This is a genomic window from Kitasatospora sp. NPDC017646, assembly GCF_044329365.1.
Lineage (GTDB): Bacteria > Actinomycetota > Actinomycetes > Streptomycetales > Streptomycetaceae > Kitasatospora.
The window spans coordinates 129,729-141,866 of the sequence record NZ_JBIRJC010000010.1; the positions used below are offsets into that span (position 1 = coordinate 129,729).

The window sequence follows — 12,138 nt, forward strand, 5'->3', positions numbered from 1 at the left end:
GACCGCAGCTGGCACTGAGCGCGGTGCTGCCGGCCCGGTACAAGGGCCAGCCGGCCGCGGTCGTCGTGCTGCGGCGAACTGAGGGATCGGCTCCGGCCGACCTCGTCCAGCTCTACACCTTCACCGGGGACACCCCCTCCGTCACCACCTCCCGCACCTCCACCGCCGACCCGCAGGCCACCACCACCTGGCGCCTGGACGGCAGCGCGGTCGTCCGCGAGGAACGCGTGGCCGCCACCGGCGCGGTCATCTCCACCCGCTACACCGTGCGCGCCGACGGCACCCTCGACGAGTCCTGGCCCGGCGCCGGCGCCTCCGGCGGCGCCATCCCCACCACCCCTCCTCCCGCCGCCGCCCCGGCCCCGCCGACAGCCCCAGCGAGCTGAAGGCGCAGCGGCCCCGTCGACTGCCGACGGCCGCGCCGCAGGGGAAGCCGGCCCGACCGACTTCCCGTGCACGCCCTGCGAGCTGCGGGCGGGTCTCGTGGCCGCCCGGCCCGTGGCCAGCGCGCCGCTCTGCCGGGGTGGCAGAGCGGCTGTGCTGTGCCGCACGATCCCGGAGTGGGACAGGAAGTCGGACGGGGCGACCTCCCGTGTTCGGCGGACACCGAGCCCGACCACCTCCAGCGCACGACGGCCGCCGGGCCGCGCGACCACCAGAGCCGTGCGTCACCGTGCGTCACGCAGACGCGCACGGGACGGCGGACAGGTCGACTTCCCGTACGCAGCGGGGCCGGTCAAGGCGTCGGCGGGACTGCGTGCAGCGCGCTCGGCGGTCCGCGCTGCGGTAGGCAGGTGCCGGCACCACCCCTCGGCCTCCCCGGTACGCGGATACCCGGGGGAAGCAGTTGCGCATGCCGGCTGATGCGACAGGCGTCACGGGGAGGGCGTGGGGGTCAGGGGGTGGTGACCGCGTAGAAGGCCACGGCGGCGGCGCCGACGTTGAGGGAGTCGATGCCGTGGGCCATGGGGATGCGGACGGGGTGGTGGGCGGCGGCGATGGCGTGGGGGGGTGAGGCCGTCGCCCTCGGCGCCGAGGAGGAGGGCGGTCCTGGGGAGGGCGTGGGGGGTGAAGGTGGCAAGGTCGACGGCGGTGTCGGCGGAGGTGAGGGCGAGGAGGGTGAAGCCGGCGTCGCGGACGGTGCCGAGGGCGGCTGGCCAGGGGTCGAGGCGGGCGTAGGGGACCGCGAACACTGCGCCCATGGAGACCTTGACGGCGCGCCGGTAGAGCGGGGCGGCGCAGTCCGGCGAGAGCAGGACGGCGTCCATGCCGAGGGCGGCGGCGCTGCGGAAGATGGCGCCGCCCGTCTTCCGTTTTTCGGTCTACCACGGAAGGCGAGCAGGTGGACCCCGTCCGTCTCGCTACCCCTGGCAGGCGGCACTCGGCCCGCCCGTGTCGGGCCGCCATCTCGGCGCGGCAGGTAGCAGCCGTTGCCGCGCAGCCAGCCGCGGGCGTGAGTTTGCGCAGCTTGCCACGCACTGGCTCCACGCTCGCGGTGCACACCGGGTATGCGGTGCCGGGGCCGCCCGCGAGGATCTTCTGGCAGGTGATCTCGTGGCGCCAGCAGTCGCCGAGGTCGTAGGTGTAGTTCAGGCAGCTGCCCTGCCAAGGCAACACGTCGGCGAGGAGAACGGTGTCCTCGTCGACGGCGTCCAGGTCGCACCAGGCGGGGGCGTAGGTGCGACGGCCGGGCCCCTGGAAGAGATGCAGGTGGTCGTCGTCCCAGTCCAGGACGGTGCGGATGACCTCGTGCAGATCGCCGAGGGCGAGGGTGGGGCGTACCAGGACGCGGCGCCATGCTCTGCAACCGGTCAGGGAGATCTTGAGCTGGTACACGCTGGGCTGTGACTGCTCGGCACCGCTGTGCGTTAGGTGGTCGGCGAGGGCCGCGGCGTCCGGGTGGCCGCTTGCGCGGACAGCGGTCAGACGCTCGGGGCCGTCGGCGCCCGGCAGGTCAAGGAGAAGTGGTGGGGCAACGACCACTGGCCGGCGCGCGCCATTTCGAGGATGCGGGCCCTGACATCCCCCGCGTCCAGCGTGCCGCCGGCGTTGGAGAGGACGGACAGAAGGACCGCGAGGCAGGTGGCTCGCTGGTCGTCGTCGAGCGGTCGGTCTGTCCCCGCACCGAGGGGGACGGCCGCCGACAGAGCGTCCAGCCAGCGCCGCAGGACGGTCTCCGACGGCAACTTCGACCAGTCCGCCTCCGCTGCAGCGCCGTGGCCCCGGCGCCCGGTGGCTGGGCCTCTCAGACCGTGCCGAAGGTCGCGCTCAGCCATGCCAGGTCGGCAGCGGCCCTGGCCCGCGCGTTCGCGGCGCTCGTGAAGAGCTTGTCGGTCTTGGTCAGCACCAGGGTGTAAGGGCGCCCCTGCCGGCGGGTCTGGTGCCGTACCGGCAGCTCCGCCGCGTCAATCCGGGAGTGGATATGGCGACGCCCGTCCTTCGCCAGCGGCCACTCGTGGACCCGCTGCCTCCGCGAGCCGAGAAACGTTCCCAGCCGAGCGCAGAGGTCGCACCCGCACCCGGTCCACGAGATCGACCAGTCGTCTTCACTGCGCGGCGGCGCAGCGGCGATCCGGCCGAGCCGCCGTGCGCAGTCCCGGGCGAGCGGGTTGAGCCCGCCGTCCCCCGCGCGTGTGCCAGGCGCAGCGCCGGCATCAGGCACTCCAGGACGGTATCCGCGTACGCGTGCAATGTTCCCGTGATCTCGTCGCGGATCTCGTCGTCAGCCACTTCGAGGAGCCGCGCCAGAGGTGCGCTCAGGATCTCCAGCTGCGCCCGGCGGAGGTCGCTCTGCGCGATGGTAGTCCCTTGCCGGAGCCCACCGCCCAGCCAGCGCCACACTTCGGCTGCCAAGTGCCGCGCCACGTCCGGGTTGCCGGCGGTACGCAGCGCTGCGTACAGCTCGGGCAGTGTGCTGCCGACCCATTCGGACAGGCCGGTCCGATGGCGCCGCTCCGATCCGAACCAGCCGCCGATGACACTCCGCGTCCAGTCCTCGCCGTACAGCCCCGCCACTGCCGCCAGCCCGTCCGTGTGCTCCCGCGCGAGCAGCCCGGCATGGAACGGCTCCAACAGCATCGCGGCCGTCCCGGCCGCGTTCACGGCCTCCGCCGCGTCCAGGGCCTCGGTGAGCAGGCCCGCCTCTGCTTCCAGCCCTCCCCAGAATGGTGCGAGGGACTCCGCCGCGCTCCGCGCGCTCGGCAGATCTCCCACGTCGACGCGGGAGCGGATTTCGCGCAGAGCCCACCGGAACCCGGCCTCGGCCCGCGCCGCGAACGCCCTCTCGCGCGGCCACACGACGACCGCGGCCCGCCGGTACCACCGGTCCAGCGTGTTGCCGTAGTTGCCCATGTAGCCCTCGTACTCGGACTGGTAGGGCGTCAGACTCGCGTTCGGGGTGGCGGTGCACACCTCGTAGTCGCGGACGTGCAGCGAGACCGGTTCACCGCCGGTGCCGTCCTGTCCGGTCCACCAGTCGAGGGTGATCTCGTCGTCGATCAGCTCGTTGAGGTGGTAGTCCTCAAGGGCCTCGTCCGCCGCTTCGATCCTGTCCTCCTCGTCCTCCTCCTCGTCCTCGTAGCGGTAGTAGTCGTTCCACGGGTCGTCGCCGTCGGGCAGGGCGTCCCACGTCTCCTTCACCTCGGCGAGTGCCAGCATCGTCTCGCATCCAGCCTGCTCCGCTGCGGCGCGCAGCAACGCTGCTCGCTACGCGTCGGCGCCCTTGAGCCGGTTCCGGATCAGGCCCCGTTGGGTGTATTCGTGGTCTAGCAGGAAGACCAGCCGGTTCGGCGGGGCGAGGTCGGGGCCTCCGTAGCGTGGGGTGGCCGGCGTGCTGAAGTGCTCGGTGAGGAAACGTGCCGACTCGATGGCGGGACCGGTCCGCGTGGCCGGGGAAACGGCGTCGGCGAGCAGGTTGAAGGTGAGCGTGTGACGGTACCCGGACGTGACGGGCTTCACCTGGTGGCGGCAGTCGGCGTAGAACGCGACGAAGGTCAGTTCGTCCTTCGAGGCCCGGTAGACGACGCTTTCCCCGGAATGGTCGATGATCAGTTCCCCGCCGGTGTGCGCCGAAGGCAGGGACACCACCAGGGTGCCTACCATCGCGTCGTCCTTCTCCGAGTCCTGATGGGGGAGGAAGAACTGCCCCTTGCCGTAGATCAGCATCGAGTGCGGTTCGGCTCGGAGACGGGACCCGCGCGGCAGCCCGAGCTCGGCACGGAAGTGCTCCAAGGCCTTGCCGAGCAGCGCCGGCCTCACTACGACATGGACGAGTACGTCCACACCACGGTAGGGGACGACCTGCCCGGTTTCCCGTGACCCGGTTCGTCGGCCAGCGGATCCTCTCCGTCCGGGAGATCCACTACCAGCACCGCAACTACGACTTCGCCGTCGGCATCACCCTCCAGTTCTCCAGTGGCACCACCCGCATCCTCAATCTCGCAGACGAGGTCGTCCTGGCCCATGACCAGCACCTGGGGTCCGGTCGAAGAGCAGCTCTGCGAGGCGACGGCTCCCACGCTAGGGAATCGCCGACCAGCGACCCGCTGTGCACCGGTGGCAGTGTCAGTACCTCATGTCACTGTGCGACCCGTGATCAACAATCTTGAGGGCGTCGACCGCGTCGACTGGTCGTCGATGGGTCACGCCTACGGTCCGGCCGACGAAGTCCCGCTGTGGCTGGAGCAGATGGCCTCGCCCGACCCCGACGTCCGGGAGAGGGCCTTCAGCAGCTTCTACAGCTCGGCCCACCACCAGGGCGACGTCTACTCGTGCACGGCAGCGAGCCTGCCGTTCCTGTTCGCGCTCGCCGACGATCCCCAGGCGCCCGACCGCGCGGCTGTCATCCGCCTCCTGCTCAGCATCGGCAGCGCGGCGCTGGACTGCGACCCCGACGGCGTCTACTACAGTCCGTCCGGCCACGCGTCGACGCCCCATGCGGATGTCGTGCCTCAGATGCGTGAGCGCGTCGAGGACTTCATCCGGCACGCGGCGGACCCGGACCCGCAGGTGCGGCAGGCTGCCGTCCCAGCCCTGGGGCTGTTTCTCGACGACGCCGGCCGGGCGTTCGCCCTGCTGCGTGAGCGGCTGGCGGCCGAGACCGGCACTGTGGAGCGGCTACTGGTCATCGAGGCGGCCGCGACACTGGCCCAAAGACTGCCAGCCGCGCTCGGCCCGGTGACGACCTGGCTTGCCGCCCTGGCGGCCGACCCCGCGCCGGACGCCGACATCCGGCTCGCCGCCCTCGTCCACCGGGCCGCCTGCACACCGGAGGCGATCGATGCCGGCCTCGTCCCGACGGCGACCCATCTGCTCCAGCAGCTCACACCCGAGCCCACGCCCCAGGACGAGATCGACACCCGGCCAGCCGACTGCGGGCAATGCACCTGCGCAGACCTCGCCGCCGCACCGGCACCGAACCCGGGTGTCCCGCCGCAGCTCGCCGCCATCTTCGCCGACCTCGACCGGCACGGCCGTGTACACGCCCCGACCACCGAGCTGCTGACCACCCTTCACCGGCTCCTGGACAGACGGGTGCCCGAGCGCACGGCCCTGCTCACCACCCAACTCCGCAGCCTGGACCGGGCCACCCGGTACGACGCCATCGGGATGGCCAAGGCCCTGGTCGGCTCCTGGCGCGGCGACCACTCCGGCCTCGTCCGACTGCTCGCCGACTGCCTGCTGCCCCAGGACCCGTACACCGCCGCCGAAGCGGCCGAGACCCTCAGCCGACTCCCCGCCGCCCTGACCGAACCCGCCCGCGAGGCCCTGGCCGCCTTCGTCCAAGCCCACCGCACCGCCCACGGGCCGACCGTTTGGACCACACCGCACCCCATGCTGCGCCGGGCTCACCAGGAGGCGGTCACGGCATTGGCCCGCCTCGGCGACGAGCGTGCCCTGCCCGGGCTGCTGACGGCGCTGGACATCGACGCCGATGCCTGGCGCGCGGTGCAGGTCGCCGGCTACCTCCCCCAGGCCGCCGGGGAACTGCTTCCCAGGCTGTCCCGGCGCCTGGCCGACGCGGACTTCTCGCAGGACTGGTCCTGGTCGGACGCTCGCGCGCTGGTCGCCGCCCTTCGCCGGCTAGGCGACCCGGCGGCCGTACCCGCACTCATCGCAGCCGTGACCGCCTCCGTCCGGCAGGGGCAGTGGCGCGGCGCAGCCGCCGCCCTCCACGCGCTGGCCCGCTTCGGCACCGGCGCCGCCTGCGCCCTGGAGACGGTCCGGCCGCTCGCCGACGCCGAGGACCTGGACCTGCGCCTCGCCGCGGCAGAAGCCCTGTGGGCCCTCGAACGCGACCCCGCGGATGCCGTCCCGCGCCTGACCGACCTGCTCGACACCCACAAGCAGCAGGACGCGGCCGCCGTCCTCGGCCGGATCGGAGCGCCGGCGACCGCGGCCCTGCCCCACCTGCGGCAGATACTCCACGCCGGGCACGAGCGGACCCGGGTGCACGCCGCCGCCGCGATCTACGACATCGGCGGCCCGGCCGAGGCAGAGGTCGTCCTGCCCGTGCTATTGGAGGTCTGGGAGAGGAACGACTCGACCGCCAACCACGTACTGAAGTGCCTGCAGCGGATGGGCCCCGCCGCCGCGCCCGCCCTTCCCCGGATCCGTGTGGAACTTGCCCTGGCCCGCCGCAGCGGCGGCTTCTTCAAGAGTGTCGAGGACGACGAGGCACTGCAGCGCGCCGCCCTGGCCGTCATCAACCAGCTGGCCTGAGGCGGGCCTGCTCGGCCTGGTCCTGGGGGAACCGGCAGCCCTGAGACACCCGGGCAGGGGGTTGGAACATCGGAACGACGCGAACGGACGGCCACGGCTCGGATGGTGAACTCGGCCCAACCGGAATCGGCCCCAGCGTTCCGGCTGCCGACGCGCCCGGTCGACGTTCCAGCAGTTCCCCAAGGCGGCAGCTGCCTACTCGCGTGCGCGGCCGGAGAGGAAGCGCCGAACCTTGCGCCACGGCACTGCCTTGCTGGTGATCCGCCGGCTGGAGGAAGTCAAGGGTTACCCTGAGTGATCTACCGGACCAGCTCGCGTCACGGGCGGGTCGCGTAGAAGGCCACCGCCGAGGCCGCTGCGACGTTGAGCGAGTCGACACCGGCATCCATCGGGATGCGGACATGCTCGTCGACCGAAGCGAGTGTCTTGGCGGCGAGGCCGTCGCCCTCCGTGCCGAAAACCAGGGCAAGCTTCTCGTCGTCCCGCGAAGCGAGTTCATCGAGGGTGATCGCCTGGTCGCTCAGGCACAGCGCCGCGACTGTGAAGCCTGCGGAACGCAGGATCTCGATGTCCTTCGGCCAGGCCTCCAGGCGAGTCCACGGCACCTGGAAGACGGCACCCATCGACACCTTCACGGACCGGCGGTAGAGGGGATCGGCACAGCGCGGGGTGAGGAAGATCACGTCGACGCCCAGGGCGGCCGCGTTCCTGAAGGCCGCCCCCATGTTGGCGTGATCGACGATATCCTCGAACACGGCGACGCGCCGAACTGCATGTTCCGGTAGACCCAAAGGCAACACCGCGCCGAGGTTGGTGTGGTCGACCAGGCCTTCCAGGACGGCGACGCGGCGGGCGCCGGTGAGCAGGTCGGCGGCGTCGGGGAGGGGCTTGCGTTCCATCGAGGCGAGGGCGCCGCGGTGGACGTGGTAGCCGGTGACGGCTTCGGCGAGCGCGGGTTCGACCACGTGCACGGGGGCGTCGGCGGCGGCGATGACGTCGGCCATCACGTCCAGCCACTTGGCCGTCAGCAGCATCGACCGCATCCGGTAGCCGGCGGCGAGGGCGCGGCGGATGACCTTCTCCCCCTCGGCGATGAAGAGGCCTTCGGCGGGTTCGCGGCGGCGGCGCAGTTCGACGTCGGTGAGGCCGGTGTAGTCGGCGAGGCGGGGGTCGGCCGGGTCGGTGATGGTGCTGGGTTCGGACACCCTGCGATCTTGCCAAGCCGGGGCGGGGAAGGCCAAACGGTCCGGATGACGGGGTGGTCCGGGGCTGGCTGGGATGTAAGCATGGCGGTATGGCCCGAAATCCGGGCCGATCCTGGGCTCCGTCGGCCTCTGGTGCCACCGGCGACGCCGGCTCCTTCGGTGGGCGCCCACACGGTCGGCAACAGTTGCCACGCGCGAAGCGCCCGCGACCGGCACGGCACCGGTCGGTGGCCGGGCAGGTGTTCGCGCTCCAGATCCTGGTCGTGCTGCTGCTGGTGGCCGGAGCCGCGGTCGCGTTGGTGGTGCAGTCGCACAAGGACGCCGACCGCGAGGCCACCAACCGGTCGGTGGCGGTCGCCCAGTCCTTCGCCAACTCGCCGGGCATGGTGGTCGCATTGCGCTCGCCGGACCCGACCGCGCTCCTCCAGCCGAAGGCGGAGTCCGCGCGGATCGCCTCGGGCGTGGACTTCATCGTGGTGATGAACAACCAGGGCATCCGCTACACCCACCCCAACCCGGCCCGGATCGGCCACCAGTTCATCGGGATCTACGAGCCTGCGGTGCACGGCCAGGTGGTGACCCAGCACCTCACCGGCACGCTCGGCCCGCTGGTCCAGGCGGTGGTCCCGGTGTACGCGCCGGACGGCTCGGTGGTCGGGCTGGTCTCGGCGGGGGTCACCCTCAGCAAGGTCTCCACAGCGAGCGAGCGCCAGCTGCCGGTGGTCCTGGGCGCCGCGGCGGGCGCGATCGGGCTGGCGACGCTGGGCACGGCGCTGATCAGCCGACGGCTGCGGCGGCAGACCCACGGGCTGGGCCCGGTCGAGATGACGCGGATGTACGAGCACCACGCGGCGGTGCTGCACGCGGTGCGCGAGGGCGTGATGATCGTCGCCGGGGACGGGCGGCTGCAGCTCTGCAACGACGAGGCGCGCCGGCTGCTGGACCTGCCGCCGGACGCCGAGGGCCGTCCGGTGACCGAGCTGGGCCTGGACCCGGCCCCGCTGGAACTGCTGACCGCCGACCGTCCGGTGACCGACGAGGTGGTGCTGGCCGGGGAGCTGCTGCTCGCGGTGAACGTCCGGCTGACCGACCAGGACGGCGGCCCGCCCGGCTGCGTCGCCACCCTGCGCGACTCCACCGAGCTGATGGCTCTGACCGGCCGGGCCGAGGGCGCGCAGCGGCGGCTGCGGTTGCTGTACGACGCGGGCATGACGGTGGGCAGCACGCTGGACGTCACCCGGACCGCGGAGGAGCTGGCGCAGGTCGCGGTGCCGCGGTTCGCGGACTTCGTCACGGTGGACCTCGCGGAGCAGGTGCTCGCGGGCGAGGAGCCGCCGCGGGGCACCTCGCTGGGGCGGATGCGGCGGGCGGCCGTCACCGGGACGAGGGCTGACGGCCCGTTCTACCCGGTGGGCACCGTCCTGGACGTGGTCCCGGCCACCCCGCTGGCCAGGGTGCTGCACAGCGGCGTGCCCGGCCTGGAACCGCGGCTGCCCGAGGCGCAGGGCTGGCGGGACCAGGACCCGGAGCGCTCGGCGCAGCTGCTGGCGTACGGCGTGCACTCGCTGGTACGGGTGCCGCTGCGGGCGCGCGGGGTGCTGCTGGGGGTGGTCCGGTTCTGGCGGGCGGAGCGGCCGGAGCCGTTCGAGTCGGAGGACCTGACGCTGGCCGAGGAGCTGGTGGCGCACGCGGCGGTGTGCATCGACAACGCGCGCCGGTACACCCGCGAGCACGCGATGGCGGTGACCCTGCAGCACAGCCTGCTGCCGCGCAGCCTGCCGGAGCAGAACGCGCTGGAGGTGGCGCACCGCTACCTGCCGGCCCAGGCCGGGGTGGGCGGGGACTGGTTCGACGTGATCCCGCTGCCGGGCGCCCGTGTGGCGCTGGTGGTCGGCGACGTCGTCGGCCACGGGCTGCACGCGGCGGCGACGATGGGACGGCTGCGGACGGCGATCCACAACTTCTCGACGCTCGACCTGCCGCCGGACGAACTGCTCGGCCACCTGGACGAGCTGGTGAACCGGATCGACCAGGATGAGGCGGGCGGCGGCGAGAGCGGCGGGCTGACCGGGGCGACCTGCCTGTACGCGATCTACGACCCGGTGTCGCGGCGCTGTGCGCTGGCCAGCGCCGGGCATCCGCCACCGGCCGTGGTGGACCCGCAGGGCCGGGTGACGTTCCCGGAGCTGCCGACCGGGCCGCCGCTGGGGCTGGCGGTCCTGCCGTTCGAGACCGCCGAGTTGGAGCTGGCCGAGGGCAGTCGGCTGGTGCTGTACACGGACGGGCTGGTGGAGGACCGCGAACGGGACATCGACGAGGGGCTGGCGCTGCTGCGGGAAGCGCTCGGCGGGCCGCCGCGCACGCCGGAGCAGACCTGCACGGACGTGCTCGGGGTGATGCTGCCGGCGCATCCCCAGGACGACATCGCGCTGCTGGTCGCGGAGACCAGGGTGCTGGCACCGGACCAGGTCGCGCAGTGGGACGTGCCCACCGATCCGGCGGCGGTGGGGGCGGTCCGGGCGCAGGTGGCGGAGCGGCTGGCGCAGTGGGGGCTGGACGAGGCCGCGTTCGTCACCGAGCTGATCCTCAGCGAGCTGGTGACCAACGCGATCCGGTACGGCTCCGGGCCGATCCGGGTGCGGCTGCTGCGCGACCGCTCGCTGATCTGCGAGGTGTCGGACGGCAGCAGCACCTCGCCGCACCTGCGGTACGCGGCGACCGAGGACGAGGGCGGACGCGGGCTGTTCCTGGTCGCGCAGTTCGCGGACCGCTGGGGGACCCGCTACACGGCCACCGGGAAGGTCATCTGGACCGAGCAGCCGTTGGACTAGGGCGGGCCCTCGCGGACCCGCCCCGGGGAAGTCGGGCGGGCCGACTTCCCACTTCCTAGCCCTGGAAGGCGGCGGCCAGCACGTTGACCACGTCGCCGACCACGATCACCGCGGGGGGCTTGACGCCCTCGGCCTCGACCACGGCGGCGACGGTGTCCAGGGTGGCGTCCACCCGGCGCTGGGCGGCGGTGGTGCCCTCCTGGACGACGGCGACCGGCGTCGCGGCCGGGCGGCCGTGCTCGACCAGCTTGGCGGCGATCGCGCCGATCTTGTCCACGGCCATCAGCAGCACCAGGGTGCCGCTCATCCCGGCGACGGCCTGCCAGTTGGTGACCGAGCGCGGGTCGTCCGGACCGACGTGGCCGGAGACCACGGTGAACTCCTGGGTCAGCCCACGGTGGGTGACCGGGATGCCGGCCGTCTCCGGGACGCTGATCGAGCTGGAGATGCCGGGCACCACGGTGACCGGGATGCCGGCCTCGGCGCAGGCCAGCAGCTCCTCGCCGCCGCGGCCGAAGACGTACGGGTCGCCGCCCTTGAGGCGGACCACGAACTTCCCGGCCCCGGCGTGCTCGATCAGCGCCTGGTTGATCGCCTCCTGGGCCATCTGGCGGCCGTACGGGATCTTCGAGGCGTCGATCACCTCGACGTGCTCGGGCAGTTCGGCGAGCAGTTCGCGGGGGGCGAGGCGGTCGGCGACCACCACGTCCGCGTCGGCGAGCAGGCGGCGGCCGCGCACGGTGATCAGGTCCGGGTCGCCGGGGCCGCCGCCGACCAGGGCGACGCCGGCGCCGTGCGAGCGGTACGAGCGGGTGGCGAGCGAGCCGTCCCGCAGACCGCCGACGATGGCGTCGCGCAGGGCGGCGGAGTGCCGCGGGTCGCCGGTGAGGACGGCGACGGTGGCGCCGGCGTCGCGGCCGCTGGCCGGGGTCCAGGCGGTGGCGGCGGAGGCGTCGTCGCTGCGGGAGCAGAACACCCGCTCGCGTTCGGCCTCGGCGCTGACCGCCGTGTTGACCGCCGGGTCGTCGGTGGCGACCAGGGCGTACCAGGCGCCGGCCAGGTCGCCGTCGGCGTACGGGCGGGCGTGCCAGGTCAGCTCGCCCGCGTCGGCCATGGCCTGGACGGCCGGGGTGGTGGCCGGGGATATCAGGTGCAGCTCGGCGCCGGAGGCGATCAGGGCCGGCAGCCGCCGCTGCGCGACCTGACCGCCGCCGACCACCACGACGCGGCGGCCGGCCAGCAGCAGACCGACCGGATAAGGGGTGCGGCCCTCGGTGCTGGGGTGCGGGGTGGGCGCGGTCATCGGCGGTGCTCCTGATCGGGAGTGAGGGTCTGGGGCGGTGCGGTGGTACGCCGGCCGGCGGTGCCGGGTGGCGGTACGC

Annotated in this window: 8 protein-coding genes and 2 pseudogenes; 2 read left to right on the forward strand and 8 right to left on the reverse strand. The window is 73.1% G+C overall.

The annotated features are described in order from the left end of the window. Positions 1–895: 895 nt before the first annotated feature. From ACH4J0_RS18150 to ACH4J0_RS18175, 6 genes and pseudogenes are all read right to left on the reverse strand, one after another. Positions 896–1,301, reverse strand: a pseudogene (locus ACH4J0_RS18150) (TrmH family RNA methyltransferase); the annotation flags it as partial. 199 nt (positions 1,302–1,500) lie between these two features. After that, positions 1,501–1,983, reverse strand: a pseudogene (locus ACH4J0_RS18155) (plasmid pRiA4b ORF-3 family protein); the annotation flags it as partial. After that, complete coding sequence (locus ACH4J0_RS18160) at positions 1,923–2,186, reverse strand: hypothetical protein (RefSeq protein ID WP_396241169.1); 264 nt, start codon at positions 2,184–2,186, stop codon at positions 1,923–1,925. The pseudogene ACH4J0_RS18155 and the gene ACH4J0_RS18160, both read right to left, overlap by 61 nt. A 154-nt stretch (positions 2,187–2,340) precedes the next feature. Further along, positions 2,341–3,696, reverse strand: coding sequence for a hypothetical protein (locus ACH4J0_RS18165; protein WP_396241171.1), 1,356 nt, complete (start codon positions 3,694–3,696; stop codon positions 2,341–2,343). A 9-nt stretch (positions 3,697–3,705) separates the two neighbouring features. Continuing rightward, positions 3,706–4,281: a 2OG-Fe(II) oxygenase gene (locus ACH4J0_RS18170; protein ID WP_396241173.1), complete on the reverse strand. Its 576-nt coding sequence runs from the start codon at positions 4,279–4,281 to the stop codon at positions 3,706–3,708. After that, entirely contained in the window at positions 4,257–4,463 is a 207-nt protein-coding gene (locus ACH4J0_RS18175; protein WP_396241175.1) for a hypothetical protein, read from the reverse strand. Before ACH4J0_RS18175 ends, ACH4J0_RS18170 begins: the two co-directional genes overlap by 25 nt. Before the next feature lie 127 nt (positions 4,464–4,590). On the opposite strand from ACH4J0_RS18175, the gene ACH4J0_RS18180 reads away from it, so the two are divergent. Next, entirely contained in the window at positions 4,591–6,720 is a 2,130-nt protein-coding gene (locus ACH4J0_RS18180) for a HEAT repeat domain-containing protein (protein WP_396241177.1), read from the forward strand. A gap of 317 nt (positions 6,721–7,037) precedes the next feature. Here the strand turns inward: ACH4J0_RS18180 and ACH4J0_RS18185 are convergent, their stop codons facing one another. Next, entirely contained in the window at positions 7,038–7,925 is an 888-nt protein-coding gene (locus ACH4J0_RS18185) for a TrmH family RNA methyltransferase (protein WP_396241179.1), read from the reverse strand. Positions 7,926–8,014: 89 nt separating this feature from the next. On the opposite strand from ACH4J0_RS18185, the gene ACH4J0_RS18190 reads away from it, so the two are divergent. Continuing rightward, the gene (locus ACH4J0_RS18190; protein ID WP_396241181.1) at positions 8,015–10,756 is read left to right on the forward strand and encodes a SpoIIE family protein phosphatase; all 2,742 of its coding nucleotides are present in this window, start codon (positions 8,015–8,017) and stop codon (positions 10,754–10,756) included. 55 nt (positions 10,757–10,811) lie between these two features. On the opposite strand, the gene cobA is transcribed toward ACH4J0_RS18190, so the two are convergent. Next, positions 10,812–12,059, reverse strand: a complete 1,248-nt coding sequence (gene cobA, locus ACH4J0_RS18195; protein WP_396241183.1) for a uroporphyrinogen-III C-methyltransferase — start codon at positions 12,057–12,059, stop codon at positions 10,812–10,814. Positions 12,060–12,138: the final 79 nt, after the last annotated feature.

What these genes read in the sequence shown, in the direction of transcription:
- cobA (WP_396241183.1), bottom strand. Translation starts at nt 12,059, where the DNA reads ATGACCGCGCCCACCCCGCACCCCAGCACCGAGGGCCGCACCCCTTAT.
- ACH4J0_RS18175 (WP_396241175.1), bottom strand. Translation starts at nt 4,463, where the DNA reads ATGGGCCAGGACGACCTCGTCTGCGAGATTGAGGATGCGGGTGGTGCC.
- ACH4J0_RS18190 (WP_396241181.1), top strand. Translation starts at nt 8,015, where the DNA reads ATGGCCCGAAATCCGGGCCGATCCTGGGCTCCGTCGGCCTCTGGTGCC.